A 26629-nucleotide genomic window follows, 5' to 3' on the forward strand; every position below is an offset into this window, starting at 1 on the left:
CGCTATGCCACATGGCGATCTAATGGCCCATCAACCAGTGCTGGTGCGGACCGGGTAACGTCCATATTCCAAACAGGATCACCAGCAAGCCGCCGGCCATCCTCACGCTGCGCTTGCGCAACAGCGCCGTTACCCGCTCAGCCGCCAGACCTGTAGCCAACAGCACCGGCCAAGTCCCCAGCCCGAACGCCAGCATCAACAACCCACTGTCCCAGGCATTGCCCTGGCTCGCCGCCCACAGCAACGTGCTGTAGACCAATCCGCACGGCAACCAGCCCCACAGCGCGCCCAGCAGCAATGCACGCGGTACGCTGGACACGGGCAGCAAACGGTTGGCGACCGGCTGTATATAGCGCCACAGGCCGCGTCCGAGGCTTTCTATACGGGTGAGGCCGCTCCACCAGCCCGCCAGGTACAGGCCCATGCTGATCAACAATAGGCCGGCGAGCACGCGCATGAACATCGCCGCCGGGCTGTTCGCCACCGCCCAGCCGGCAAGGCCGATCAACACGCCGGCCGCGGCATAGCTGAGGATGCGCCCCAGGTTGTAGGCCAGCAGCAGTTGAAACCTGCGGCCGCGTTGCTCTTTGGGGATCGCCAGGGTCAGCGCGCCCATCAGCCCGCCGCACATGCCCAGGCAATGGCCGCCACCGAGCAGGCCGAGGATCAGCGCAGAGACCAGCAGCGGCGCCAGCTCAAGCATGGGGCGGGTCTTTTGGTGGTTGTTCGGGGTGGTTGGCCTCTTCGACGCCAGCCAGGTGGTTCGGGTCCTGATCGTCGAACAGCACGCTATGGGCCGGGCCGTCGAGGTCGTCGTACTGGCCGCTGTCCACGGCCCAGAAGAAGATGTAGATGGCCACGCCCACCAAGAGCAGCGCCGCCGGGATCATTACGTATAAAGCTGGCATCTGCACTCCATGCCCGCGCGGCTCACACCGGCAGCGGGCGGGTTACTGAGGGGGCTCGGGCGGCCGGCGCGCTCGGCAGGCGAGTCAGGCGCAGGGCATTGAGCACCACGGTCAACGAACTGAGGGACATGCCGATCGCCGCCCAGATGGGAGTGATCCAGCCCAGGGCGGCAAACGGCAGCATAAGGCCATTGTACAGCCCGGCCCACAGCAGGTTTTCAATGATTACCCGGCGGGTGCGCCGCGCCAGAGTAAAGGCTTGCACCAAGGCGTCCAGGCGGTTGGACAGCAACACCGCATCGGCGCTGGTCTTGGCCAGGTCGGTGGCCGTGCCCATCGCCACGCTGATGTCCGCGGCGGCGAGTACCGGCACATCGTTGACGCCATCGCCAAGCATCAGCACCTTGCGACCTTCCTTGTGCAGTTGCTGAAGGACTTGCAGCTTGTCATCCGGGCGCAGGCCGCCGTGGGCCTCGTCGATACCCAGCTCGGCGGCGACGCTGGCGACCATCGGCGAACTGTCCCCGGACAGCAACAGCGTGCGCCAACCACGCGCCTTGCACGCGGCCAGCAGGGCAGGGGCATCACTGCGCAGGCGGTCGTCGAGCACGAACCAGGCCAGGGCGCCGTCGCGGTCGCCGAGCAACAGCCATTGGCCGCAAACTTCCGGCGCTGCAGGAATCGGGCAACCACTGAGTTCGCAGACAAAGCCCGGCTGGCCAATGCGCAATACGCGCTCACCGACACGACCTTCTAGGCCCAGCCCTGGCGAACTGATGACCTCATCGGCGGCCAATGGCGCACGCCCGAAGGCGCGGGCAATCGGGTGTTCGGAGCGGTTTTCCAGGGCGGCGGCGAGGCTCAGGCACAGGTCGGTGCTCAACGACCCCAAGGGCCGGATGGCTCTCAATGCCAGGCGCCCGTCGGTGAGAGTGCCGGTCTTGTCGAAGATCACCGTGTCGATCTGGTTCAGCCCTTCCAGCACATGGCCGCGAGTTAGCAGTAACCCGAGTTTGTGCAAAGTACCGGTGGCGGCGGTGAGGGCGGTGGGAGTGGCCAGAGACAGCGCACAGGGGCAAGTTGCCACCAGCATTGCCAGCACAATCCAGAACGCCCGCGACGCGTCCAGCTCCCACCACAGCAGGCCGATCAGCGCGGCGGCGATCAGCGAGCACAACAGGAACCACTGCGCGGCCCGGTCGGCGATTTGCGCCAGGCGTGGTTTATCGGCCTGGGCGCGCTCAAGCAAACGCACGATGGCGGACAGCCGCGTGTCATGGCCCAGGGCACGTACTTCGACGGTCAATGCCCCCTCGACATTCAGCGTACCCGCCGTGACCGCGTCGCCGGTCTGGCGCGGTTGCGGCAGGTACTCACCGGTGAGCAGGGATTCATCAATGCTCGATTGTCCATCGAGAATCACGCCATCCGCCGGCAGCACGGCACCGGGGTGCACCAGCACGCGGTCGCCCAGGGTCAGTTCGGGGAGCAGGATGCGCTCGCTCTGGCCGTCGGGCTTGAGTCGCAGGCACGAGGCGGGCAGCAGGTTCACCAGTTGCGCCGTCGCGGCGGCCGTGCGCTCCCTGGCGCGGCGCTCCAGGTAGCGACCGGCCAGCAGGAACAACGCAAACATGCCCACCGCATCGAAGTACAACTCGCCCGTGCCGGTGATCGCGGTCCAGATGCCCGCCAGGTAAGCCCCGCCGATGGCCAGGGATACTGAGACATCCATGGTCAGGTGGCGCGTGCGCAAGTCGCGCAAGGCGCCCTTGAAAAACGGTGCACAGCTGTAGAACACGATGGGTGTTGTAAGAAACATCGCCACCCAGCGCAGGATCACATGCAGCTCGGGGCTCAGGTCGATGTTGAATTCCGGCCAGGTGGCCATGGTTGCCATCATCGCCTGGAACCACAGCAGCCCGGCCACGCCCAGTTGGCGCAGGGCCAGGCGGTTTTCGCCGGCCAGTTGCTCGGCGGCGCGATCCGCCTGATAGGGGTGAGCGGCGTAGCCGATATGGCGCAGTTCACCGAGCAGTTGGCTCAGCGGCAGTTGCCCATCGGCCCAACGCACGTGCAGGCGGTGGTTGGACAGGTTCAACCGCGCCTCGGCCACGGCGGGCAGGCTGCGCAGGTGTTTCTCGATCAGCCAGCCGCAGGCGGCGCAACTGATGCCTTCCATCAATAGGGTGACTTCGGCGAGTTCGCCTTCGTGGCGCACAAAAGGTTTCTGCACGTCGGCGCGGTCATACAGCGCCAGCTCATCCACCAGTTGTACCGGCAACGCCTCGGGGTTGGCCGAGGCTTCGCTGCGGTGTTGGTAATAACTTTCCAGGCCACCGGCCACGATGGCTTCGGCCACGGCCTGGCAGCCGGGGCAGCAGAGTTCGCGGCGCTCACCGAGGATGACCGTGGTGAAACGGCTACCGGAGGGGACGGGGAGGGCGCAGTGGTAGCAGGGGGTGGTCATGGCTTGGGAATCTATGGTGGCTGGTAGGGCCTCATCGGGGGCAAGCCCCCTCCCACATTTGACTGATTTCACCAATAGATATGTGTAAACCCAATCCAGTGTGGGAGGGGGCTTGCCCCCGATGCGCGAAGCGCAGGCTTTTTATTTTTTCAGGTCTTCGGCACCCTGCAACGGTTCATCACCCAGCAGCAAGTCCTTGTCGTGGCTGACTTGTTCTTCCTCGAACATGCGCCAGGTCCGGTCGCCTTCCACGCCGAGCAACTCGACGAAACGCCGGCCTTCGACCTTGTCGGTGACCTGGCCGATATAGCGTCCGGGCTCGCTGTCACTGCGGGCCAGGTTGATCTTGCGGTCCTTCTCCGGCTGGGTCGGGGAAATCAGGTTCAGCTCCAGGGTTTTCGGGTTGCTGTAGCCGGTAAGGTTGACCTCGACTTCACCGGTCAGCTCATCCAGGTGCACCTTGGCGCGCAGTTGCAGGGTCTGCGCGAGCAGCTCGCGGTCGAGGGAGCGGTTGATGCCTTTGCCGGCCTCGTAGTAGTTGTCGTTGACCAGGTTGTCCGGGTTGTTCACCGCGATGGTCACCATGGACAGGGTCAAGGTCACCGAACAGGCCAGGATGCCAATGATGATCCAGGGCCAGAGGTGCTTGTACCAAGGGCTTGCGGCAGTTGCTACGGACATTGTTCGGTTCCCTGTTAGCGGACTTGTGGGCCGATGAATCGGCTCTTGGCTTCAATATGGACGCTGGCGTCATCGGCATCGGTGAGGATGAATTTCACCTCGTTGGTGCTCGACGGCAACTGTTCCGGCGCACTCGACAGCTCCACCGGCATGCTGACGATATCGCCGGCCGCCACCTTGATCTCGCGCCGGCCTTGCAGCTTGAGGTCGGGCAGGCCGGCGGCGTCGAGCACGTAGGTGTGGTCGCGCTGGTCCTTGTTCATGATCTTCAGGCTGTAGACGTTCTCGATGCGGCCTTCGGCGTTTTCGCGGTACAGCACGCGGTCCTTGCTCACGTCGAAACCCACCAGCGAGCGCATGAAGAACGCCGCCACCAGCAGGCTGATCATCGCCAGCAGTACCAGGGCGTAGCCGATCAGGCGCGGGCGCAGCTTGTGGGTTTTCTGCCCCGACAGGTTGTGCTCGGTGGTGTAGCTGATCAGGCCGCGCGGGTAGTCCATTTTGTCCATGATGTTGTCACAGGCGTCGATGCAGGCGGCGCAGCCGATGCACTCGATCTGCAGGCCGTCGCGGATGTCGATACCGGTGGGGCACACTTGCACGCACATCGTGCAATCGATGCAATCGCCCAGGCCCTGGGCCTTGTAGTCGGTGCCTTTTTTACGCGGGCCGCGTAGCTCGCCACGGCGTGGGTCGTAGGAAACGATCAGGGTGTCCTTGTCGAACATCACGCTCTGGAAGCGCGCATACGGGCACATGTAGATGCACACCTGTTCGCGCAGCCAGCCGGCGTTGCCGTAGGTGGCGAGGGTGAAGAAACCGACCCAGAAATACGACCAGCCATCGGCCTGGCCGGTGAAGAAGTCGAACACCAGTTCGCGGATCGGCGAGAAGTAGCCGACAAAGGTCATGCCGGTGACAAATCCGATCAGCAGCCACAGCGTGTGCTTGCTGAATTTGCGCAGGAATTTGTTGGCGCCCATCGGTGCCTTGTCGAGCTTGATGCGTTGGTTGCGGTCGCCTTCGGTGACCTTTTCGCACCACATGAAGATCCACGTCCACACGCTTTGCGGACAGGTGTAGCCGCACCACACGCGACCGGCGTACACCGTGATAAAGAACAGGCCAAACGCTGCGACGATCAGGATGCCCGAGAGCAGGATGAAGTCCTGGGGCCAGAAGGTTGCGCCAAAAATAAAGAACTTACGCTCGGGCAGGTTCCACCACACAGCCTGGTGACCACCCCAGTTCAGCCACACCGTGCCGAAGTAGAGCAGGAACAGGCCGGCACCGCCGAGCATGCGTAGATTGCGGAACAGGCCGGTGAAGGCGCGCGTGTAGATTTTCTCTCGCGAGGCGTAGAGGTCGACGGTTTTGGCAGGCGGGGTAACGTCATGTACCGGTATCTGGTTGCTCATCATTGCATCCCACGGCGGTGGAGATTTGCCTCGGCCAGTACGTGCCAGCCGGGGTCAAATGTAGGGTGTTGCAGTGGCCTAATGATACGCCCCCGAGGATGTGCAAAGGGTGCGACCTTTGGTCGCGTTGGGGGAAATCAATTGATGGTGTACGTGATCTGGATCAATTGACTTGGGAAGTATGGACGGTTTTGGTAGGTATTGTGGTCATTCGTCCCATGGATTGATCAACGGAACCCCGCTGGATTTGAAGTCATTGATATTGCGTGTGACCACGGTGAGCCCGTGGACCAGAGCGGTAGCGGCGATCAGCGCATCGCTTTCATTTGCCCGGTCAGGCACATGCAGATGGGCACAACGCAGCGCGACCGCGGTATCCACCGGCAGGATCCTGGAATCAAAAGCGGGCATTACATGGCGCTTGAGCCAGGTTCTTAGCAGCTTTCCTTGTGCCGGGTCTCGGCGCTCAATACGTAACACCCCGGTCTCCAATTCTTTCAATGTGATCGCGGAAATAAACATGCGTGTAGCGATGACACTTTTGGCCCAGGCGACCACTTTTGCATCAGCCTGGGGTTTGCGCAGTTCAGAAATAACGTTGGTGTCGAGTAGATACATCAAGAGAGGTCCACAGGTCGATGAGTGATCACGGCTCGCTCGGTTTCGAAGTCGATATCGGGCGCTTCCGGCATCACTAGCAGATCAACGATGTCGGCCTTGAGCCCTGTCAGTTTCTGGTACTCCTCAATGCTTAGCAGTACATGGGCGGGCTTGCCGCGATCGGTGATAAAAACCGGCCCCTGGCGGGCGGCTTTTTTGGCACCACTTGTGTCTTGGTTGAATTCGCGGCTGGAAATAGTCGTGATGGTCATGGGGTGCTCCCCCCTTCGTCAGGCTGGATGTAGTTACGTTACTACTTGGTTGCCCCGAGCCGCAAGTATCAAGTGGTAGTGGGTTCCTGCTTGGATAACCCTGGGAGCCAGAAAGAACAAAGCCCCGCCAGCTTACGCTGCACGGGGCTTCGTTCTTTCGAGGAGTTACTGCTCTTCAGCCTTCTTATCCCCATGGGACAAGCTGTACACATACGCCGCCAGCAAGTGCACCTTGTCATTGCCTTGCAGTTGCTCCTGCGCAGGCATCTGGCCCTGGCGGCCCCAACGGATGGTCTGCTGCAGCTGGGCGAAGCTCGAGCCGTAGATGAATGCACCCGGGTGAGTCAGGTCGGGCGCGCCCATGGCGGCGGTGCCTTTACCGGCCGGGCCGTGGCAGGCCACGCAGTTGGCGGCGAAGAGTTTCTCGCCGTTGGCCACATCAGCTTTCACGCCTTCGGGCAGTTTGCGCCCGTCGAGGTTGGTGAGCACGAATGCGGCCACATCACTGACGCCTTGTTCCTTGAGGATATCCAGCCAGGCCGGCATCACCGCATGGCGACCCTTCATGATGGTTTCCTTGATGGTGGCCGGCTCGCCGCCCCAGCGCCAGTCTGCGTCGGTCAGGTTGGGGAAGCCATAGGCGCCCTTGGCGTCGGAACCGTGGCATACCGAGCAGTTGGAGGCGAACAGGCGGCCACCCATCTTCAGGGCTTGCGGGTCCTTGGCCACTTCTTCAATCGGCATCGACGCGAATTTGGCGAAGATCGGCCCGAACTTGGCGTCCGACCTGGCCATTTCCTTTTCCCATTCGTGCACGCCGGTCCAGCCGGTCTGGCCGTTGGCGAAGGGGGTTTGCTTGTCGGTGTCGAGGTAGTTGTAGCCCGGCAGCAGGCCCTTCCAGTTGCCCAGGCCGGGGTACAGCGCCAGGTAGCCGAGGGCGAAGACGATGGTGCCGACGAACAGCATGAACCACCACTTGGGCAGCGGGTTGTCGTACTCCTCGATGCCGTCGAACGAGTGGCCGACGGTTTCGTCGGTTTGCTCGGCGCGCTGGCCCTTGCGGGTCGACAGCAGCAGCCAGGTCAGGGCGAAGATGGTACCCAGACTGAGGACTGTGACGTACAGACTCCAGAACGTAGTCATTCTTTGTTACTCCTAGAAGCTTGCTCGACGTGCTTGATGGCTTCGGGATCATCCGCAAAGGGCAGCAAGGTCGCGTCTTCAAACTCCGACTTGCGCTTGGGGCTGAACACCCACAACGCCAGGCCGATAAAGGCCACCATCACCACAACGGTGCCCAGGCCACGAATCATCCCGATATCCATAGATCACCGTTTGCTTTTGATGATGGTGCCCAGGCCTTGCAGGTAGGCCACCAGTGCGTCCATTTCGGTCTTGCCCTTCACGGCGGCGGCTGCACCGGCGATGTCTTCGTCGGTGTAGGGCACGCCCAGGGTGCGCAAGACTTCCATCTTCTTCGCGGTGTCCTTGCCGTCGAGCTTGTTTTCCACGAGGAACGGGTACGCCGGCATTTTCGACTCAGGCACCACATTGCGCGGGTTGTACAAGTGCGCACGCTGCCAGTCATCGGAGTAACGACCGCCGACACGGGCCAGGTCCGGGCCGGTGCGCTTGGAACCCCACAGGAACGGGTGGTCCCATACGCTTTCGCCGGCGACCGAGTAGTGGCCGTAGCGTTCGGTTTCAGCACGGAACGGGCGAATCATCTGCGAGTGGCAGCCGACACAACCGTTGGCGATGTAGACGTCGCGGCCTTCCAGTTCAAGGGCGGTGCGCGGCTTCATGCCTTCCACCGGCTTGTTGGTCACGTCCTGGAAAAACAGCGGAACGATCTGGGTCAGGCCGCCGATGCTCACGGCGATGACCATGAAGAAGGCCAGCAGGCCGATATTCTTCTCGACTACTTCATGCTTCATCAGTGAGCTCCCACAACGGCGATCTTGGCGGCGGCTTCGGCTTCTACAGGGTCGGCGGCACGCACGGTGCGCCAGACGTTGTAGGCCATCAGGAACATGCCGGAGGCAAAGAATGCACCGCCCAGGGCGCGCACGATGTAACCCGGATGGCTGGCTTGCAGCGCTTCGACGAAGGAGTAGGTGAGGGTGCCGTCATCGTTGATCGCACGCCACATCAGGCCCTGGGTGATGCCGTTGACCCACATCGAGGCGATGTAGAGCACGGTGCCGATGGTGGCCAGCCAGAAGTGCGCGTTGATCAGGCCAACGCTGTGCATCTGCGGACGGCCGAACAGTTTGGGGATCATGTGGTACAGCGCGCCGATGGAGATCATTGCCACCCAACCGAGGGCGCCGGCGTGTACGTGGCCGATGGTCCAGTCGGTGTAGTGGGACAGCGAGTTGACGGTCTTGATCGCCATCATCGGCCCTTCGAAGGTCGACATGCCGTAGAACGCCAGCGACACCACGAGGAAGCGCAGGATCGGGTCGGTGCGCAATTTATGCCAGGCGCCGGACAGGGTCATCATGCCGTTGATCATGCCGCCCCAGCTCGGGGCCAGCAGGATGATCGACATCGCCATGCCCAGGGACTGCGCCCAGTCCGGCAGCGCGGTGTAGTGCAAGTGATGCGGGCCGGCCCAGATGTACAGGGTGATCAGCGCCCAGAAATGCACGATGGACAGGCGGTACGAGTAAATGGGACGTTCGGCCTGTTTCGGCACGAAGTAGTACATCATCCCCAGGAACCCGGTGGTCAGGAAGAAACCCACCGCGTTGTGGCCGTACCACCACTGGATCATCGCATCGGTGGCCCCGGCGTAGGCCGAGTAGGACTTGAACAGGCTCACCGGCAACGAGGCGTGGTTGACGATGTGCAGCATCGCCGTCACCAGGATGAACGCGCCGTAGAACCAGTTGCCCACGTAGATGTGCTTGGTCTTGCGCTTGACGATGGTGCCGAAGAACACCACGGCATAGGTCACCCACACGATGGCGAGCAAAATGGCGATGGGCCATTCCAGCTCGGCGTATTCCTTGGTGGTGGTGTAGCCCAGTGGCAGGGTGACGATGGCGCCAACGATGACTGCTTGCCAACCCCAGAAGGTGAAGGCCGCAAGGCTGTCGGAGATCAGTCGCGTCTGGCAGGTTCGCTGCACGACATAGTAGGAGGTGGCAAACAATGCACATCCGCCGAAGGCGAAGATCACCAGGTTGGTGTGCAGCGGGCGCAGGCGACCAAAGGTCGTCCATGGCAAACCGAAATTCAATTCCGGCCAGACCAGTTGCGAGGCGATGAACACCCCGAGCCCCATGCCAAGGATCCCCCAGACCACCGTCATGATGGCGAACTGGCGGACTACCTTATAGTTATAAGCAGTCGGACTGATTGCTGTGCTCATTCTAAGGTTCCACGGTTTAGGTTTTTTTATAGGTAAAATCGGCCGCAAGTATGTAGAAAGCGAGGGGTCATTGCAACGCAATGACTGACCTGTATCAATGCGTTCCACGCCAGATTCTGCGCCCTTTCCATGTTTGGTGTAAGGACAAAATCGGAAATCGAAAGCTGATCGAGTGGACAGGAAAATTTCGGGGTCGCAACGAATGTCGTCGCGTACGCCAGGATTGGTCCGCTGTGGGAACAAGCGTAGACCCGAAAGTGAGGAGGGGAAAGTTGTGCTTTGGAGGGGTGTGACACTTGGTCGCGTACAGCGCCAGGGTTGCCGCCCCAAAATGGGGCGGCGATCAGCGGTTATTGCGCTTGGCTTTCTGGCGTTGCGCCATCGGCGTTGTGGGACAGGCTGTAAACATAAGCGGCCAGCAGATGCACCTTGTCATTGCCTTGCAGCACTTCCTGCGCCGGCATCTGGCCTTGGCGGCCGTGGCGGATGGTCTGTTGCAACTGCGCAAGGCTGGTGCCGTAGATGTAGCCGGCCGGTTTGGTCAGGTCAGGCGCGCCCATGGCTTCCATGCCATGGCCTTCCGGACCGTGGCAGGCGACACAGGTGGTGTTGAAGGCCGCTTGGCCGGCAGCCACATCGGCGCTGCTGTCGGCGGGCAGAGGCAGCTTGGCCAGGTCGTGGCGCACATAGGCGGCAACGTTTTTCACGCCTTCATCGCCGAGCATGTCACCCCAGGCCGGCATCGCCGCGTGGCGGCCGTTGAGGATGGTGGTCTTGATCGCCTCGGCCGAACCGCCCCAGCGCCAGATGTTGTCCGCCAGGTTCGGGAAACCAAACGCGCCCTTGGCGTCCGAGCCGTGGCACACCGCACAGTTGGAGGCAAACAGGCGACCGCCCATTTTCAGCGCTTGCGGGTCCTTGGCCACTTCTTCCACGGGCATGGCCGAGAATTTGGCGAAGATCGGCCCGAACTTGGCGTCGGCCTTGGCCATTTCCTTGTCCCATTCCTTGGCCTGGGTCCAGCCGTCTTCATAGCCCGGCAACACGCCTTTCCAGTTGCCCAGGCCCGGGTAGAGGATCAGGTAGCCGACCGCAAACACCAGGGTGCCGGCGAACAGCATGAACCACCACTGGGGCAGCGGGTTGTCGTATTCCTCGATACCGTCGAAGGCGTGGCCCATGGTCTGGTCGACGCTGCCCTTGGTCTCGCCCTTGCGGGTGCCGACCAGCAGCCAGGTCAAGCCGATCAGGCTGCCGAGGGTCAGTACGCAGATCCATGTACTCCAGAATAGGGTCATGGCCGGGTGCTCCTTATTGCAGGCTCTTCTTGAGCGTCGGATGGAGAAGGTTCATCGGCGAAGGGCAGCAGGCGCGCCTGCTCGAATTCCGCATTGCGCCGGTTGTTGAACACCCACAGCGACAGGCCGATAAAGGCGATGGCGACCACCAGCGTGCCGAGGCCGCGGATGGTGCCTGCATCGAATTCAAATCCCATGGCTCACCTCTTGCTCTTGATGGCAGTGCCGAGCACTTGCAGGTACGAAACCAGCGCGTCCATCTCGGTCTTGCCCTTGAGGCTGGCCACGGCGCCACTGATGTCGTCGTCGGTGTACGGCACGCCGAGGGTGCGCATCACTTTCAACTTGGTCTCGGTGTGGCTGCTGTCGACGGCGGCGGTGACCAACCATGGATAGGCCGGCATTTTCGACTCGGGCACCACGTTGCGCGGGTTGTACAGGTGCGCGCGGTGCCAGTCGTCCGAGTAGCGTGCGCCGACGCGCGCCAGGTCCGGACCGGTGCGCTTGGAGCCCCACAGGAACGGGTGGTCCCACACGCTTTCACCGGCGACCGAGTAGTGGCCGTAGCGTTCGGTTTCGGCACGGAACGGGCGGATCATCTGCGAGTGGCACTGTACGCAGCCTTCGCGGATGTAGATGTCGCGGCCTTCCAGTTGCAGCGCGGTGTAGGGTTTCATGCCCTCCACCGGCTTGTTGGTCACGTCCTGGAAGAACAGCGGGACGATCTGGGTCAGGCCGCCGATACTCACGGCGAGCACCATGAGCAGCATCAGCAGGCCGACGTTCTTTTCAATCGTTTCGTGTTTCATCACAGACTCCTCAGGCCAACTGCGCAGTGGTGGCGGCTTCGACAGGCTGCGCCGAACGCACGGTGCGCCAGGTGTTGTAAGCCATCAGGAACATGCCGCTGAGGAAGATCGCACCGCCCACCAGCCGCACGATGAAGCCAGGGTGGCTGGCCACCAGGGTTTCGACGAAGGAGTAGGTCAAGGTGCCGTCTTCGTTGACCGCACGCCACATCAGGCCCTGGGCGATGCCGTTGACCCACATCGAGGCGATGTAGAGCACGGTGCCGATGGTGGCCAGCCAGAAGTGCGCGTTGATCAGGCCGAGGCTGTACATCTGCTCGCGACCGAAGACTTTCGGGATCATGTGATACAGCGCGCCGATGGAGATCATTGCCACCCAGCCGAGGGCGCCGGCGTGTACGTGGCCGATGGTCCAGTCGGTGTAGTGGGAGAGGGCGTTGACGGTCTTGATCGCCATCATCGGGCCTTCGAAGGTCGACATACCGTAGAACGCCAGGGACACCACCAGGAAGCGCAGGATCGGGTCGCTGCGCAACTTATGCCAGGCGCCCGACAGGGTCATCATGCCGTTGATCATGCCGCCCCAGCTCGGTGCCAGCAGCACCAGGGACATCACCATGCCCAGGGACTGTGCCCAGTCCGGCAGCGCGGTGTAGTGCAAGTGGTGCGGGCCGGCCCAGATGTACAGGGTGATCAGCGCCCAGAAGTGCACGATGGACAAGCGATAGGAATACACCGGACGCTCGGCCTGCTTGGGCACGAAGTAGTACATCATGCCGAGGAAACCGGCGGTGAGGAAAAAGCCTACCGCGTTATGCCCATACCACCACTGCACCATGGCATCCGTCGCACCGCCATAGAGGGAGTAGGACTTGGTCAGGCTGACCGGGATTTCCAGGTTGTTGACGATATGCAGGATGGCCACGGTGATGATGAACGCACCGAAGAACCAGTTACCGACGTAGATGTGCTTGGTGTTGCGCTTGGCCACGGTGCCAAAGAACACAATGGCGTAGGCCACCCAGACAATGGTGATCAGAATATCGATCGGCCATTCCAGCTCGGCGTATTCCTTGGAGCTGGTGTAGCCCAGCGGCAAGGAGATCGCTGCCAGCAGGATGACCAACTGCCAGCCCCAGAAGCAGAACGCGGCGATTTTCGGCGCGAACAATTGGGTCTGGCAGGTACGCTGCACCGAGTAGAAGGAGCTGGCGAACAGCGCGCAGCCACCGAAGGCGAAGATCACCGCGTTGGTGTGCAGCGGGCGCAGGCGGCCGAAGCTGGTCCACGGCAAGTCGAAGTTGAGTGCAGGCCACACCAATTGGGCCGCGAGAAAAACCCCGAGCCCCATGCCGACGATGCCCCACACCACCGTCATAATGGTGAATTGGCGGACCACCTTGTAGTTATAGGCGGTACTTAAAGTAGTGTTCATGGTTCCCCATCCACGGTTCAACCCAAGCAAATGCGGCACTTGGGCTGGAGTTATAGGCAGACTAAAAAGCGAGGCAAGCATGGGCAAAGAGCACAAGGCCAGTATTGACGGGGATCAATGGGCGCAGTGTGTGCGGGAACATGGGTGGTTGTGGGATGTCGCGGTGGAGGCGCTTTCGAGCGATCCCGTCACGCTAATCCTGGCCCACGGCGCTGGCGCACCGATGGACTCATCCTTCATGAACGACATGGCTGCGCGCCTTGCCGGGCATGGCGTCAACGTGTTGCGCTTCGAGTTTCCCTACATGGCCCAACGCCGTGTGGACGGTGGCAAGCGTCCGCCGAACCCGGCGCCGAAACTGCTGGAAACCTGGCGTGAGGTGCATGCCGAGGTGCGACGTCATGTCGCTGGGAAACTGGCCATTGGTGGCAAGTCCATGGGCGGGCGCATGGCCAGTTTGTTGGCCGATCAACTGGGCGCCGATGGGCTGGTGTGCCTGGGGTATCCGTTCTACGCGGTGGGCAAGCCGGAGAAACCACGGGTTGAGCATTTGGCGGGGTTGAAGACGCCAACCTTGATTGTGCAGGGCGAGCGCGATGCGCTGGGTAATCGGGCGGCGGTTGAGGGGTATGAATTGTCGCCGAGCATCGAGGTGATGTGGCTGGTGGCGGGGGATCATGACCTGAAGCCGTTGAAGGCGTCGGGGTTTAGTCATGAGCAGCATTTGGAGGTGGCGGCGGTGAAGGTGGCCAGGTTTCTCGGCGTCCTCTAGGGCCCTATCGGGGGCAAGCCCCCTCCCACATTTTGATTTGTGAATACAGTCAAAGTGTGGGAGGGGGGTTGTCGAATCGTCGCACCGCCCCGATAACGGTCTACCGGTTGAAGCGCTCCACCAACGAATACTGGGTATTCGCCGTATGCGTCAATTCTTCACTCAACTGCGCCGAGTTCGACGCTTGCTCCGAGGTCTGGTCTGCCAACAGCGCAATGGTGCTGATGTTGCGACTGATCTCTTCGGCCACCGAGCTTTGCTCTTCGGTGGCAGCCGCGATCTGGGTAGTCATGTCGGTGATATGCGCCACCGCCTCACTGATCCCTACCAGCGCCTGATCCGCCTCCATCACCCGTGCCACGCCTTCTTCGGCCTGGCGATGCCCGGCGTCCATGGTCTGTACGGCAGCGGCGGCGGTTTGTTGCAGCTTGGCGATCAGGGCATGGATCTGCCCGGTCGACTCGGCTGTGCGCTGAGCCAATTGGCGGACTTCGTCGGCAACCACCGCAAAACCCCGGCCCATTTCACCGGCACGCGCCGCTTCAATGGCGGCGTTGAGCGCCAGCAGGTTGGTCTGGTCGGCAATGCCCTTGATCACGTCGACCACGCCGCCGATTTCATCGCTGTCCTTGGCCAACTGGGTCACGGTCACACCGGTCTCACCCACTGCTACGGACAGACGCTGAATCGCCTCGCGGGTTTCCCCGGCGATGTCGCGGCCACGGCCGGTGAGGCGGTTGGCTTCCTGGGTTGCGTCCGCTGTGCGCTGCACATGGCTGGCGACTTCCTGGGTGGTGGCCGCCATCTGGTTAACGGCGGTCGCCACCTGCTCAGTCTCGACGCGCTGGCGTTCCAGGCCGCTCGAGCTGTTATGCGCCAGGGTGTTGGACTGCGCGGCCTGGTCGTTGAGGTGTTCGGCAGTGTCCTGCAGGCGGGTAAGGCAGGTCTTCAGACGCGCCTCCTGGCTCAGGATCGACATTTCCAGACGCGCCTGGGCGCCACGGCTGTCGGTGTACATCTGCGCGATTAGCGGGTCGGAGGTGGTCTGCTCGGCCAGACGCAGCAAACGCTTGAGGCCGCGTTGTTGCCAGCTCAGGCCGAGCAGGCCCAACGGCACCGACAATCCCGCCGCCAGGGCAAAGCCCCAGTGGGAGTTGAGTGAGGCGCCGATCATGAAACTCAACTGGCTCACCAGGATAAACGGTAGCCAGTCCTGCAACACCGGTAGCCACTTGTCACGTTGGGGGATCGCCGACTTGCCCTGGTTGATGCGTTGGTAGAGCGCTTCGGCCCGGCGGATCTGCTCGGCGGTGGGCTTGATGCGCACCGATTCGTAGCCGACCACCTGGTTGCCTTCGAAAACCGGCGTCACATAGGCGTTAACCCAGTAATGGTCACCGGTCTTGCAGCGATTCTTGACAATGCCCATCCATGGCAAGCCTTGTTTGAGCGTTGACCACATGTGCGCGAACACCGCCGCCGGAACGTCCGGGTGACGCACCAGGTTATGCGGGGCACGCACCAGTTCGTCGCGAGAGAACCCACTGATTTCGACGAAGGCGTCGTTGCAGTAGGTGATCACGCCTTTGGCATCTGTGGTGGAGATCAACCGTTGCTGAGCGGGGAAGGTACGTTCGCGCTGGGTAACGGGTTGGTTATTACGCATGATTGTTCAATCCGCAAGGCTTTCAGGGGGTATCGGCAGGAACGGCGGTTTATTTAACTTAATTTTTGCAACAATCGGCGGTACGCACGTTCCCCTGCAGGGGATCAACCGGCCAGCATCGGGTAGGTAAACAACCCGAAGTGAAGCAGATTCAAGCCAAAGTGCGTGGCCACCGCCGCGCCCAGGCCGCCAAAACGATAGGCCAGGCCGTAACCCACCCCGGCGATGCTCGCCAGCAATACCCAATGCCAGCCTGCGCCGATGTGCACCAGGCCGAACAGCAGCGAGGCCAGCAGCAGCGCCAGGTTCTCGCCGTAAGGCAGGTGTTTGAAACGTCGGCTCAAGCCGCCCTGCACATAACCGCGGAACAAGGCTTCTTCCACCAGCGTCACCAGCAACAGGTTATTGAGTACCCACAGCCAGGCTTGTTCCGGCCACTTCGGTGCCCAACTGATCACGCCCAGCAAGGCCGCTCCGCCGAGGGCGGCGATGGCGGTGAGGGTCAATGCCAGGGCGGCCACGCAGATCGACAAGCGCAACGAGCGCCGTGCCACAATCCATGGGCAGGCCAGCAACAGCCAGAAGCCGATCAGAGGTTTGTCCTGGTTCAAATACATCGAGAAGGGCACGGCATCCTCGGTGAAGCGGTGCGAGGCAATGCCCCTCCCGTTGTAGAAGCCCGGCAACCAGTGCATCGCCAGGCTCAGCGCCAACACGATGAACAGCCCGTGGCCCAGGTAACGCGCCCAGTGCGTGCGTTGCTGGCGTACCGCGTAGCCAGCGATCAGCAGCAGGGCGACGGACACGGCTGCCAACACCCCCAGTTGCCCGTATATCAACGCCAGCAGATAGCCGATGGAAAGAAGCGCCAGGTACAGCCAGGGCAATGCGAACATGGGAACTCCTTGGAAAATGCTGGGCGGCATTATAGCGACCGGTCCGGCAGGCCCCACATGAAAACTCCTCCATTCATGCCGATTGCAAAACGTATCACCGGGTGGTTATAGTCCGAGCTTCTTCATCCCTTCACACAAGATCAGCCCATGCCAGCTCTCCAGCGCACAGCGGTAGTCGATTCAGCGGTCAACGCTGTGGTCGTGCCGTGCGCGAACAAGCAGCCTGCGCAGATCAGTCACTACCCCCCACCTGTCAGTAGCACGCCGGTGTACGCAGTCGTATCACCGCCGGGTGTTGGCATTTTGGGCTGATCAGCTGATTGCTGTTCCCGTCTGCCCGCCTGAAAAAAACCTAATGCATTTCAGCGTCTGCTGAATCGGCTTTTTTTGCCTGATGACAGGTGGTAACCATGTCTGTTCTTTCGAAACAATCCGTGGCCGCGGCGGCCTCGACGAGCCTGTTTGTATTGCTGTGGAGCAGCGGGGCGATCTTCTCCAAATGGGGGCTGGCCCACGCGTCACCCTTTGCGTTTCTGTTAATCCGTTTTGCCATCGCCCTCGTGGGCCTGGTGGTGCTGATACCGATCCTCAAGTTGAAACTGCCGCGCCCCGGCAAGCCTCTTTTGTATGCGGCGGCGACGGGGTTGGTGTTGTTGGGCGCCTATCAGATTTTCTATCTGTTGGCCCTGGACCTCAACGTCACTCCCGGCGTGATGGCAACTATCATGGGCGTACAGCCGATCCTCACCGTGGTGCTGATGGAGCGCCAGCGTTCTTTCAGCCGGGTGTTCGGCCTGGGCCTCGGGTTGGCGGGGCTGATCATGGTGGTGTATCAAGGCATCGGCCTCTCTGGCATGTCCCTGGCGGGCATGCTGTTCGGGCTGCTGGCCCTGGCCAGCATGACCTTCGGCTCGATCATGCAGAAGCGCATCACCGACAACCCCTTGGGCACGCTGCCGGTGCAGTACCTGGCGGGGTTGTTGCTGTGTTCGGTGTTTGTGCCGTTCCAGACGTTTCATTTTGAACACAGCAGCGGCTTCTACCTGCCGGTACTGTGGATGGGCTTGGTGGTGTCGTTGCTGGCCACGCTATTGCTGTACCGCTTGATCGCCCGGGGCAACCTGGTGAATGTCACTAGTTTGTTCTATCTGGTGCCGGCGGTGACGGCGGTGATGGATTACCTGATCTTTGGCAATAGGCTCGCGCTGTTGAGCCTGTTGGGGATGGGGTTGATCATCATCGGTTTGGTGTTTGTCTTCCGTAAGCGTTGACACCGCACTGTAGGAGCCTGGCAAGCCGGGCTCCTACAATTTTCGCGGCCGCAACACCAACCACAACGCCCCCGCAATCAACACCCCGCCATACAGATGCGCCATGGACAACGGCTCATCCAGCAGCAACGCCCCCCACAGCACTCCGAACGGTGGAATCATGAACGTCACCGTCATCGACTTAACCGGCCCGATGGACGTCAGCAACCGGAAGTAAAGAATGTAGGCGAACGCCGTACACACCAGCCCCAACCCCAGCAACGACCCCCACACCTGCCATCCACCCCAACTCGCCGGCGGTTGGCTGATCGCGCTGTAGGCAAAGAACGGCAACAGGAACAACGTAGCGCCGAGCATGCTGCCCAGGGCCGACAGGCGGCTGTCCAAGCCACCACGCTGATCCAGCCAGCGCCTTGCCAGGAACCCGGCAAAGCCGTAACAGGTGGTCGCCAGCAAACACGCCAGCGCGCCCATCAGCAATTGCAGGTCAAACGCCACCGGCCCGGCGCGGGTCAGTACCCCCACGCCCAGCAGGCCCAGGCACACCCCGGCGACTTTCGACGGGGTCAGACGTTCGCTGAAAAACAGCCCGCCGATCAGCACACCCATCAACGGCGTGGTGGCGTTGAAGATCGCCGAGTAACCCGCCGGCAGCACCTGGGCGGCGACTGAATACATGGTCGCCGGGATCCCGGAGTTGATCACGCCGAGCAGCAATACAGTCTTGAACTTGCCTTGGAAGTCCCAGCTCACCCGCATCACCGCCAGGATCACCAGCAACCCGGCGGCGGCGATCGACACGCGGAAAAATGCGGTCGGCAGCGTGCCGATCTCCGGCGCGATAATGCGCATGAACAGGAAGCTCGCGCCCCAGATGGCGGCGAGTCCCAGCAAGTACAAGGTGTCGACAGGTCTCACGGAACACTCCTACCTCAATAAGGCCGCGAGTGTTGCATGACATGTCTAATGATTACAGGACAAACCGCGTCACCAGCGCATTCAGGTCCACCGCCAGGCGCGACAGTTCCTGGCTGGCGGCCGAGGTCTGGGTGGCACCGGCGGCGGTCTGGGTGGACAGGTCGCGGATGTTCACCAGGCTGCGGTCCACGTCGCGTGCCACCAGCGCCTGCTGCTCGGCGGCGCTGGCGATCACCAGGTTGCGCTGGCTGATCTGCGAGATGGCCGCGGTGATTTTTTCCAGGGCACTGCCGGCGCTGTTGGCCCGCTGCAGGGTCTGGCCCGCGTGCTCGGCGCTGCTGTTCAGCGCGTCGACCGTATCCTGGGTGCCGCGCTGGATGCCGGTGATCATCTGCTCGATTTCTTCGGTGGAGTCCTGGGTGCGTTGCGCCAGGGAGCGCACTTCATCGGCCACCACCGCAAACCCCCGCCCGGCCTCGCCTGCGCGGGCCGCTTCGATGGCGGCGTTGAGCGCCAGCAGGTTGGTCTGCCCGGCGATGCCGCGGATCACTTCCAGCACCTTGCTGATGTCCTGGGCCTGCACTGCCAGGCCTTCGGCCTTGTTCGAGGCGCCAAGCACTTCGTCGACCAGGTTCTGGATCGAGCTGATGGTTTCGCTGATCTGGTAGTGGCCGTGCTTGCTGTCCTCGTCGGAGGCCTGGGACGCCTCGGCGCTGGACACCGCATTGCCCGCCACTTCGTCCACAGCCGCGCTCATTTCGGTGACTGCGGTGGCGGCCTGTTCGATTTCGTCGTTCTGCGCCTGCAGGCCACGGGTGCTTTGCTCCATCACTGAGCTCATCTCTTCGGCGGCGGAGGCCAGCTGTTGCGCCGATTCGCTGATGCCGCGAATGGTGCCCTGCAACTGCGCCTGCATGGTCGCCAGGGCGTTGAGCAATTGGGCCGGTTCGTCCTTGCCGCTGACGGCAATCGGCTGGCTCAGGTCGCCGCCGGCAATGGTGCGGGCCACGCTCAGCGCCTGGCCGAGCGGGGCGGTGATGCTGCGGGTCAGCAGCCAGGCGAGCAACAAGGTGGCGATCAAGGCGAATACGATGATCAGGCCGACGATCCACTGTGCACTGGAATAGGTCTGTGCGGCTGAATCCACCGCCGTTTCCACGCCGTTCTGGTTGAACACGATCATGTCCTCCAGGCTCTTGTTGAGGATCACACCCTGCGGAGCGAGCCGGCTGTTGAGCAGGTCAATGGCGTCTTGCTGCTGATCCTTGTCCACCAGGGTGACGATCTGTTCGACGAGGGCCAGGTAAGTGTTCACGTTCCCTTCGAGTTGCTTGAGCATCTGGCGTTCTTCGTCGCTGCTGAGCAGGCTTTTGTGATGGTCGAGCAGGGTTTGCAGCTCGCTGCGCTGGCGAGTGATCAGGGCTTTGCTGTTGTCGCGGATCCGCGATTCGTCGGTGGTCGCCAGGCGCAAGGCCTCCAGGCGGATGCTGGCGACAAAGGCCGCGCTGTCGTGGATGTTCTCGATGCTCGGCATCCACGATTGTTCGATGACCAGCGCGCTCTGTCGCAGCTTGGCCATCTGGCCCAGGCCGAACAGGCCCACAATCACCAGCAAGCTGGCCAAAACCCCAAAACTCAGACTGGCACGCAGACCGATCCTCATGTTCCTCAATGACATCTCTATGCTCCTTGGGCGATTAGAACCTGTTCCCGGATCGGTCTTCGGACCTTGTTAGGGTGGGAGAGGGCGCGCTATATATCAAAGTGCCATCAAGGTGGTAATCAGGGTTTCCCTTAGTTGGATCCAAAGATGTATGCGGAGCAGAGTCCCCGGGGGAGTACACGTGTTTTCGGCGCTAAGCAGCAAAGCCGCGTCGTTGTGGGCGTATGGGGAAAACAATGTGCGACTTTTCAGTGCGTTTATTGACCAATTGGTCGAATTAAATAAATTGAAAATAAATGTACGAAATGAACGGAGTTGTACAAGGCTGCACGAAAAATGACCCTTCTCCTGTGTTCGTACACTGGCTAAGCTCAGGGCTTCCCGATGCCCGCTCGAGGTTTCCCGCATGTCGCAATCCGCCCTCGCCATTGCCCAGATGATCCTTGATGGCTTCGACGATTACCGCGAACACTTCCGCCAGATCACCGATGGCGCCCGCGAGCGTTTCGAAAAGGCCCAGTGGCAGCAGGGCCAGGCGGCGTCGGCGGCGCGGATCAATCTCTATGAGGAAAAGGTCACTGAGGTGACCCAGCGGTTGCGTGAGCGCTTCGATGACGCCGCCCTGCTCGACATCGATGCGTGGCCCTTGGTCAAAAGTGCCTACATCGGCCTGATCGACCGGCGCTTTGACGATGAACTCTCCGAGACCTGGTACAACTCGATCTTCTGCGGGCTGTTCAGCCACGACCTGATCAGCGACGGCTGTATGTTCATCCACACCACCCGGCCTAGCCTGCGTCGGGCACGGGCCGCGCAGACGCGCACCTACACCCCCGCCGCGAAAATCCCGGAAATGCTCGCGCAGATCTTTGCCGACTACCGCTTCAGCGAACCCTACGCCGACCTCGCAGGCGACCTTCAACGCCTCGAAACCCAACTGCGGGAAAACCTGCCGGACTGGGTGTGCAAGGACCCGGACCTCAAGGTCGAGCTGTTTTCCTCGGTGCTCTACCGTAATAAAGGTGCCTACCTCGTCGGGCGCATCTACACCCGCGACGAACAATGGCCGCTGGTGATCCCGTTGCTGCACCGCGAAGGGCAAGGTATCCAGATCGATGCGCTGATCACCGACGAAGCCGATGTATCGATCATCTTCTCGTTCACCCGCTCCTACTTCATGGTCGATGTACCGGTGCCAGCGGAATTCATCGGCTTTCTCAAGCGCATCCTGCCGGGCAAGCACATCGCCGAGTTGTACACCTCCATCGGTTTCTACAAGCACGGCAAGTCGGAGTTCTATCGCGCCCTGATCAACCACCTGGCGACCACCAACGATCAGTTCATCATGGCCCCCGGCGTGCGTGGCATGGTCATGAGCGTATTCACGCTGCCGGGCTTCAACACCGTGTTCAAGATCATCAAGGACCGTTTTTCACCGTCGAAAAACGTCAACCGCGCCACGGTGATCGAGAAGTACCGCCTGGTCAAAAGCGTCGACCGGGTAGGGCGCATGGCCGACACCCAGGAGTTCGCCGACTTCCGTTTCCCCTTGAGCAAGTTCGAGCCCGAATGCCTGGCCGAGCTGTTGGATGTGGCGGCGGGCACCGTCGAAGTGGAGGGCGATACCGTGTTGATCCGCCACTGCTGGACGGAGCGGCGCATGACCCCGCTCAACCTCTACCTCGACAACGCCAACCCCGCCCAGGTGCGCGAGGCCCTCGAAGACTATGGCTTGGCGATCAAGCAACTGGCGGCGGCGAACATCTTTCCCGGCGACATGCTGCTGAAGAACTTCGGCGTCACCCGCCATGGCCGCGTGGTGTTCTACGACTACGATGAAATCTGTTTTCTCACAGAGGCCAACTTCCGGCACATCCCGGCGCCGCGTACCCCGGAGGATGAAATGGCCTCCGAGCCCTGGTATTCCATCGGCCCGTTGGACGTCTTCCCCGAAGAATTCCCACCGTTCCTGTTCGCCGACGCCGGCCAGCGCAAGCTGTTCGACGAGCTGCACGGCGAGTTGTACAACGCCGATTACTGGAAGGGGCTGCAGGAGGCGATCCGGGCGGGCAAGGTGATCGATGTGTTCCCGTACCGGCGCAAGGACCGCGATAACGAATGAGGGGGCACGCTTGGGGGCGGTTTTCTGCGACAATCCGCCCCCTGCATATATAGACGACCCCTGCGTACCTGATGACTGACCAAGCGCCCACTATCGACCAACTGCTCAAAACCCTCGATCACGCCATGCTCGCCGACCGCCACCGCTTGCGGCGCCAGCTGCTTGAGTTGCGCAAAAAGCCCGACGAGGACAAGTTGGCGCAGTGGGTCGCGCGCATGCAGGCGTCCTGCGCCCAGGTCACGGCGCGGCGCGCCAGCCTGCCGGTGATCCGCTACGACGACAGCCTGCCGATCGCGGCCAAGCGCGATGAAATCAAAGAGGCGTTGAACAAGCATCAGGTGCTGATCATTGCTGGCGAAACCGGCTCGGGCAAAACCACCCAGTTGCCGAAGATCTGCCTGGAAATCGGTCGCGGCCAGTTCGGTCTCATTGGTCATACCCAGCCCCGCCGGATCGCCGCACGCAGCGTGGCCAGCCGGGTCGCCGAAGAGTTGGCCACGCCATTGGGCGCGCTGGTCGGCTATCAGGTGCGCTTTGAAGACCAGAGCGATTCCAACACCCTGATCAAGCTGATGACCGACGGCATCCTGCTGGCGGAAACCCAGAACGATCGCTATCTGGAGCGCTACGACACCATCATCGTCGACGAGGCCCACGAACGCAGCCTGAACATCGACTTCCTGCTGGGCTACCTGAAAACCCTGCTGCCACGTCGCCCGGACCTCAAGGTCATCATCACCTCGGCGACCATCGACCTTGAGCGCTTCTCCAAGCATTTCGACGATGCGCCGATTGTCGAGGTCTCCGGCCGCACCTTCCCGGTGGACACCTGGTATCGCCCGCTGACCCTGGAGCAGGACGAGGAGGGCAACCGCGTCGAGGACGACCTCACCGTCGACCAGGCGATCCTCGCCACCCTCGATGAAATCGCCGCCTATGAGCGCAGCGAGCGGCGCAGCCCCGGCGACGTGCTGGTGTTCCTGCCGGGGGAGCGCGAGATTCGCGACGCCGCCGACATGCTGCGCAAGGCCCAGCTCAAGCACACCGAGATCCTGCCGTTGTACGCGCGCCTGTCGCCAGCCGAGCAGCAGCGCATTTTCCAGTCCCATCCGGGCCGACGTGTGGTGCTGGCGACCAACGTCGCGGAAACCTCCCTGACCGTGCCGGGCATTCGTTATGTGATCGACAGCGGCACTGCGCGCATCAGCCGCTACAGCTACCGCGCCAAGGTGCAGCGCCTGCCGATCGAGGCGATTTCCCAGGCCAGTGCCAACCAGCGTAAAGGCCGTTGCGGCCGGGTCGAGCCGGGCATCTGCATTCGTTTGTACAGCGAAGAAGATTTTATCGGCCGCCCGGAATTTACCGACCCGGAAATCCTGCGCACCAACCTCGCCGCCGTGATCCTGCAAATGCTGCATTTGCGTCTCGGCGAAATCACCGACTTCCCGTTTATCGAACCGCCGGACGGCAAGGCCATCAGCGACGGTTTCAACCTGCTGCAAGAGCTGTCGGCGGTCGACCGCAACAGCCAGCTCACCCCACTGGGCCGCCAGCTGGCGCGCCTGCCGGTGGACCCGCGCATGGGCCGCATGTTGCTCGAAGCCGCCAAGCTTGGCAGCTTGCAGGAAGTACTGATCGTCGCCAGCGCCATGTCGATCCAGGACCCGCGCGAGCGCCCACCGGAGCGTCAGCAGGCCGCCGACCAGGCCCACGCACAGTGGAAGGACCCGGATTCGGACTTCGCCGGCCTGGTCAATTTGTGGCGCGGTTTTGAAGAGCAACGTCAGGAACTGACTGCCAGCCCACTGCGTAACTGGTGCCGCAAGAACTTCCTCAACTACCTGCGCCTGCGCGAATGGCGTGATTCCCATCGCCAGTTGAGCCTGATCTGCCGCGACATGCAGTTGAGCGTCAATAAAGAGCCGGCGGACTTCCCGAAACTGCACAAGGCGGTGCTGTCCGGTTTGCTCAGCCAGATCGGTCAGAAAACCGAGGACGGCGATTACCTGGGCGCACGTCAGCGGCGTTTCTGGATTCACCCCTCGTCGGGCATCGGCAAGAAACGCCCGCAATGGCTGATGACCGCTGAACTGGTGGAAACCACCAAGCTGTATGCGCGCATGGTCGCCAAGATCGACGCCGACTGGATCGAACCGCTGGCCGGGCACCTGATCAAGAAAAACCACTTCGAGCCCCATTGGGAGAAGAAGCGCGGCCAGGTCGTGGCCTTTGAGCAGATCACCCTGTTCGGGCTGATTGTGGTCGGGCGCCGGCCGGTGCACTACGGGCCGGTCGATCCGGTGGTGTCCCGCGAGCTGTTTATCCGTGAAGGCCTGGTACGTGGCGAGATCCAGTCACGGGCCAAGTGCCTGGCGGCCAACCAGCAATTGCTGGAGCAGCTCGATGAGCTGGAAGCCAAGGCGCGTCGGCGCGACATCCTGGCGGATGAGGAAACGCTGTTCGCCTTCTACGATGCGCGCCTGCCGGCGGAGATCCACCAGACCGCGACCTTCGACAGCTGGTACAAGGTCAACAGCCAGAAAGACCCGCAACTGCTGATCATGCGTGAAGAAGACGTACTGGCCCGCGAGGCCAGCGAAGTCACCGCCGCGCATTACCCGGACACCCTGCACCTGGGTGACCTGGAACTGGCCTTGAGTTACCACTTCGAACCCAACCACCCGCGTGACGGTGTGACCCTGCGTGTGCCGGCGCCGCTGTTGCCCGCCTTGCCCCCGGAGCGCCTGGAGTGGCTGGTGCCGGGGGTGATCGAAGCCAAGTGCATCGCCCTGGTGCGCAACCTGCCCAAGGCGCTGCGCAAGAACTTCGTGCCGGTGCCGGACTTCGTCAAGGCTGCCCTGCAACGCATCGAGTTCGGCCAGGGGTCATTGCCCCAGGCCCTGGGCCGCGAATTGTTGCGCATGACCGGGGCGCGGGTCAGCGATGAAGCCTGGGCTGAGGCCGCGCAGCAGGTGGAAAGCCACCTGAAGATGAATCTGGAAGTGGTCGACGGCCAGGGCAAGTTCCTTGGTGAAGGCCGGGATCTCGCCGAACTGACGGCGCGTTTTGCCGAGGCCAGCCAGGCCGCATTGGCTGTGCCGCAAACCGCAAAAAGCCAGCAGCCGGTGGAGGCCAAGGTATTCGCGGCGGTGGCCGAGAAGACGCAACAAAAGATCGCCGGGCTGTCGATGACGGTATATCCGGCACTGGTGGAAGACAACGGCACGGTCAAGGAGGGGCGTTTCTCCACGGCTGCCGAGGCTGAGTTCCAGCATCGCCGCGCCTTGCAACGCCTGCTGATGCAGCAACTGGCGGAACCGGCGAAATTCCTGCGCGGCAAACTGCCAGGCCTGACCGAACTGGGCCTGATGTACCGCGAATTGGGACGCATCGATGCGCTGGTGGAGGACATCCTGCTGGCCAGTCTCGACACCTGCGTGCTCGAAGGCGAAGCCAACCTGCCGCGTGATGGCGCCGGTTTGGCTGCCCTGGCCGAGCGCAAACGCAGCAGTTGGACCGAACACGCCGAGCGCCTGGCGCGCCTGACCCTGGAGGTGCTGAAACTCTGGCATGGCCTGCAAAAACGCTTCAAAGGCAAGATCGACCTGGCCCAGGCCGTGGCCTTGAACGACATCAAGCAGCAACTGAGCAACCTGGTGTACCCCGGTTTTGTGCGGGAAACCCCGGCGCAGTGGTTTAAGGAGTTGCCGCGTTACCTCAAGGCCATCGAGTTGCGCCTGGAAAAACTGCCGAGCCAAGTGCAAAAGGATCGGGTGTGGAGCGGCGAGCTGGCCGGCCTGTGGACGCAGTACGAAAACCGTCTGAAAAAACACGCCCAGGAAGGCAAGCGCGACCCCCAGTTGGAGCTGTATCGCTGGTGGCTGGAGGAATACCGGGTGTCGTTGTTTGCCCAGCAGTTGGGCACCAAGGTGCCGATTTCCGACAAGCGTTTGAGCAAGCAGTGGAGCCTGGTAGAAGCCTGATATCTACACGGTTTCCAGGGCAATACAGGTCCAGTGTGGGAGGGGGCTTGCCCCCGATTGCGGTCTGTCAG

23 protein-coding genes are annotated in these 26629 nt (G+C 61.9%); 4 read left to right on the forward strand and 19 right to left on the reverse strand.

Features of this window, described 5'->3' with window-relative positions; all coding sequences use genetic code 11:
* Positions 1-19: 19 nt before the first annotated feature.
* The 15 genes from NL123_RS08120 to ccoN (NL123_RS08190) all read right to left on the reverse strand — a co-directional run bounded on the left by NL123_RS08120 (position 20) and on the right by ccoN (NL123_RS08190) (position 13267).
* Complete coding sequence (locus NL123_RS08120) at positions 20-703, reverse strand: sulfite exporter TauE/SafE family protein (RefSeq protein WP_071493843.1); 684 nt, start codon at positions 701-703, stop codon at positions 20-22.
* On the reverse strand, positions 696-908 hold the full coding sequence (gene ccoS / locus NL123_RS08125; RefSeq protein ID WP_010208549.1) for a cbb3-type cytochrome oxidase assembly protein CcoS: 213 nt from the start codon (positions 906-908) through the stop codon (positions 696-698). Before ccoS ends, NL123_RS08120 begins: the two co-directional genes overlap by 8 nt.
* 22 nt (positions 909-930) lie before the next feature.
* Positions 931-3375 (reverse strand): heavy metal translocating P-type ATPase, encoded by a 2445-nt coding sequence (locus NL123_RS08130; RefSeq protein WP_494357552.1) that lies wholly within the window; start codon positions 3373-3375, stop codon positions 931-933.
* 141 nt (positions 3376-3516) lie between these two features.
* A complete protein-coding gene (locus tag NL123_RS08135) occupies positions 3517-4056 on the reverse strand; it encodes a FixH family protein (RefSeq protein ID WP_071491367.1) in 540 nt (179 codons plus the stop codon).
* A gap of 14 nt (positions 4057-4070) precedes the next feature.
* On the reverse strand, positions 4071-5474 hold the full coding sequence (gene ccoG / locus NL123_RS08140) for a cytochrome c oxidase accessory protein CcoG (RefSeq protein WP_248483595.1): 1404 nt from the start codon (positions 5472-5474) through the stop codon (positions 4071-4073).
* A gap of 207 nt (positions 5475-5681) precedes the next feature.
* Positions 5682-6092 (reverse strand): type II toxin-antitoxin system VapC family toxin, encoded by a 411-nt coding sequence (locus NL123_RS08145; protein WP_248483593.1) that lies wholly within the window; start codon positions 6090-6092, stop codon positions 5682-5684.
* Positions 6092-6346, reverse strand: a complete 255-nt coding sequence (locus NL123_RS08150; protein WP_494357553.1) for a type II toxin-antitoxin system Phd/YefM family antitoxin — start codon at positions 6344-6346, stop codon at positions 6092-6094. Before NL123_RS08150 ends, NL123_RS08145 begins: the two co-directional genes overlap by 1 nt.
* A 165-nt stretch (positions 6347-6511) precedes the next feature.
* Positions 6512-7489, reverse strand: coding sequence for a cytochrome-c oxidase, cbb3-type subunit III (gene ccoP / locus NL123_RS08155; protein WP_248483589.1), 978 nt, complete (start codon positions 7487-7489; stop codon positions 6512-6514).
* Positions 7486-7671 carry a CcoQ/FixQ family Cbb3-type cytochrome c oxidase assembly chaperone gene (locus tag NL123_RS08160; protein WP_003175465.1) on the reverse strand — a complete coding sequence of 62 codons (186 nt, stop codon included), beginning with the start codon at positions 7669-7671 and terminating at the stop codon, positions 7486-7488. Before NL123_RS08160 ends, ccoP (NL123_RS08155) begins: the two co-directional genes overlap by 4 nt.
* Before the next feature lie 3 nt (positions 7672-7674).
* A complete protein-coding gene (gene ccoO, locus NL123_RS08165) occupies positions 7675-8283 on the reverse strand; it encodes a cytochrome-c oxidase, cbb3-type subunit II (protein WP_003193167.1) in 609 nt (202 codons plus the stop codon).
* Positions 8283-9725 (reverse strand): cytochrome-c oxidase, cbb3-type subunit I, encoded by a 1443-nt coding sequence (ccoN, locus tag NL123_RS08170; protein ID WP_248483587.1) that lies wholly within the window; start codon positions 9723-9725, stop codon positions 8283-8285. The genes ccoO (NL123_RS08165) and ccoN (NL123_RS08170) overlap by 1 nt, the downstream gene beginning before the upstream one ends.
* A 350-nt stretch (positions 9726-10075) precedes the next feature.
* Positions 10076-11023 (reverse strand): cytochrome-c oxidase, cbb3-type subunit III, encoded by a 948-nt coding sequence (gene ccoP / locus NL123_RS08175; protein ID WP_248483585.1) that lies wholly within the window; start codon positions 11021-11023, stop codon positions 10076-10078.
* Positions 11020-11220: a cbb3-type cytochrome oxidase subunit 3 gene (locus tag NL123_RS08180; RefSeq protein WP_010208563.1), complete on the reverse strand. Its 201-nt coding sequence runs from the start codon at positions 11218-11220 to the stop codon at positions 11020-11022. The genes ccoP (NL123_RS08175) and NL123_RS08180 overlap by 4 nt, the downstream gene beginning before the upstream one ends.
* A 3-nt stretch (positions 11221-11223) precedes the next feature.
* A complete protein-coding gene (ccoO, locus tag NL123_RS08185) occupies positions 11224-11832 on the reverse strand; it encodes a cytochrome-c oxidase, cbb3-type subunit II (protein WP_017735321.1) in 609 nt (202 codons plus the stop codon).
* Positions 11833-11842: 10 nt separating this feature from the next.
* Positions 11843-13267 (reverse strand): cytochrome-c oxidase, cbb3-type subunit I, encoded by a 1425-nt coding sequence (gene ccoN / locus NL123_RS08190; RefSeq protein WP_248483583.1) that lies wholly within the window; start codon positions 13265-13267, stop codon positions 11843-11845.
* Positions 13268-13346: 79 nt separating this feature from the next.
* On the opposite strand from ccoN (NL123_RS08190), the gene NL123_RS08195 reads away from it, so the two are divergent.
* Complete coding sequence (locus NL123_RS08195; RefSeq protein ID WP_494357554.1) at positions 13347-14039, forward strand: alpha/beta family hydrolase; 693 nt, start codon at positions 13347-13349, stop codon at positions 14037-14039.
* Between the two features lie 100 nt (positions 14040-14139).
* On the opposite strand, the gene NL123_RS08200 is transcribed toward NL123_RS08195, so the two are convergent.
* Positions 14140-15705, reverse strand: coding sequence for a methyl-accepting chemotaxis protein (locus tag NL123_RS08200; RefSeq protein ID WP_494357555.1), 1566 nt, complete (start codon positions 15703-15705; stop codon positions 14140-14142).
* Positions 15706-15809: 104 nt separating this feature from the next.
* Positions 15810-16601, reverse strand: coding sequence for a CPBP family glutamic-type intramembrane protease (locus tag NL123_RS08205; protein WP_494357556.1), 792 nt, complete (start codon positions 16599-16601; stop codon positions 15810-15812).
* Positions 16602-17011: 410 nt separating this feature from the next.
* On the opposite strand from NL123_RS08205, the gene NL123_RS08210 reads away from it, so the two are divergent.
* A complete protein-coding gene (locus NL123_RS08210) occupies positions 17012-17872 on the forward strand; it encodes a DMT family transporter (protein ID WP_494357557.1) in 861 nt (286 codons plus the stop codon).
* 33 nt (positions 17873-17905) lie between these two features.
* On the opposite strand, the gene NL123_RS08215 is transcribed toward NL123_RS08210, so the two are convergent.
* Entirely contained in the window at positions 17906-18790 is an 885-nt protein-coding gene (locus NL123_RS08215) for a DMT family transporter (RefSeq protein ID WP_494357558.1), read from the reverse strand.
* A 52-nt stretch (positions 18791-18842) separates the two neighbouring features.
* A complete protein-coding gene (locus NL123_RS08220; protein ID WP_494357559.1) occupies positions 18843-20468 on the reverse strand; it encodes a methyl-accepting chemotaxis protein in 1626 nt (541 codons plus the stop codon).
* Positions 20469-20859: 391 nt separating this feature from the next.
* On the opposite strand from NL123_RS08220, the gene aceK reads away from it, so the two are divergent.
* Positions 20860-22575, forward strand: a complete 1716-nt coding sequence (gene aceK / locus NL123_RS08225) for a bifunctional isocitrate dehydrogenase kinase/phosphatase (RefSeq protein WP_248483537.1) — start codon at positions 20860-20862, stop codon at positions 22573-22575.
* Between the two features lie 71 nt (positions 22576-22646).
* A complete protein-coding gene (hrpA, locus tag NL123_RS08230; protein WP_494357560.1) occupies positions 22647-26558 on the forward strand; it encodes an ATP-dependent RNA helicase HrpA in 3912 nt (1303 codons plus the stop codon).
* Positions 26559-26629 lie beyond the last annotated feature (71 nt).

Source organism: Pseudomonas sp. FBCC-B1565, from assembly GCF_059133265.1.

Bases quoted from the DNA above. Each gene is read 5' to 3' on its own strand.
- ccoS (WP_010208549.1), bottom strand. From the start codon at position 908: ATGCCAGCTTTATACGTAATGATCCCGGCGGCGCTGCTCTTGGTGGGC.
- hrpA (WP_494357560.1), top strand. From the start codon at position 22,647: ATGACTGACCAAGCGCCCACTATCGACCAACTGCTCAAAACCCTCGAT.
- ccoO (WP_003193167.1), bottom strand. From the start codon at position 8,283: ATGAAGCATGAAGTAGTCGAGAAGAATATCGGCCTGCTGGCCTTCTTC.
- ccoG (WP_248483595.1), bottom strand. From the start codon at position 5,474: ATGAGCAACCAGATACCGGTACATGACGTTACCCCGCCTGCCAAAACC.
- NL123_RS08220 (WP_494357559.1), bottom strand. From the start codon at position 20,468: ATGTCATTGAGGAACATGAGGATCGGTCTGCGTGCCAGTCTGAGTTTT.
- ccoP (WP_248483585.1), bottom strand. From the start codon at position 11,023: ATGACCCTATTCTGGAGTACATGGATCTGCGTACTGACCCTCGGCAGC.
- NL123_RS08200 (WP_494357555.1), bottom strand. From the start codon at position 15,705: ATGCGTAATAACCAACCCGTTACCCAGCGCGAACGTACCTTCCCCGCT.
- NL123_RS08160 (WP_003175465.1), bottom strand. From the start codon at position 7,671: ATGGATATCGGGATGATTCGTGGCCTGGGCACCGTTGTGGTGATGGTG.
- NL123_RS08180 (WP_010208563.1), bottom strand. From the start codon at position 11,220: ATGGGATTTGAATTCGATGCAGGCACCATCCGCGGCCTCGGCACGCTG.
- NL123_RS08210 (WP_494357557.1), top strand. From the start codon at position 17,012: ATGTCTGTTCTTTCGAAACAATCCGTGGCCGCGGCGGCCTCGACGAGC.
- ccoN (WP_248483587.1), bottom strand. From the start codon at position 9,725: ATGAGCACAGCAATCAGTCCGACTGCTTATAACTATAAGGTAGTCCGC.
- NL123_RS08120 (WP_071493843.1), bottom strand. From the start codon at position 703: ATGCTTGAGCTGGCGCCGCTGCTGGTCTCTGCGCTGATCCTCGGCCTG.
- NL123_RS08145 (WP_248483593.1), bottom strand. From the start codon at position 6,092: ATGTATCTACTCGACACCAACGTTATTTCTGAACTGCGCAAACCCCAG.
- ccoP (WP_248483589.1), bottom strand. From the start codon at position 7,489: ATGACTACGTTCTGGAGTCTGTACGTCACAGTCCTCAGTCTGGGTACC.
- NL123_RS08205 (WP_494357556.1), bottom strand. From the start codon at position 16,601: ATGTTCGCATTGCCCTGGCTGTACCTGGCGCTTCTTTCCATCGGCTAT.
- NL123_RS08135 (WP_071491367.1), bottom strand. From the start codon at position 4,056: ATGTCCGTAGCAACTGCCGCAAGCCCTTGGTACAAGCACCTCTGGCCC.
- aceK (WP_248483537.1), top strand. From the start codon at position 20,860: ATGTCGCAATCCGCCCTCGCCATTGCCCAGATGATCCTTGATGGCTTC.
- NL123_RS08130 (WP_494357552.1), bottom strand. From the start codon at position 3,375: ATGACCACCCCCTGCTACCACTGCGCCCTCCCCGTCCCCTCCGGTAGC.
- NL123_RS08150 (WP_494357553.1), bottom strand. From the start codon at position 6,346: ATGACCATCACGACTATTTCCAGCCGCGAATTCAACCAAGACACAAGT.
- ccoO (WP_017735321.1), bottom strand. From the start codon at position 11,832: ATGAAACACGAAACGATTGAAAAGAACGTCGGCCTGCTGATGCTGCTC.
- ccoN (WP_248483583.1), bottom strand. From the start codon at position 13,267: ATGAACACTACTTTAAGTACCGCCTATAACTACAAGGTGGTCCGCCAA.
- NL123_RS08195 (WP_494357554.1), top strand. From the start codon at position 13,347: ATGGGCAAAGAGCACAAGGCCAGTATTGACGGGGATCAATGGGCGCAG.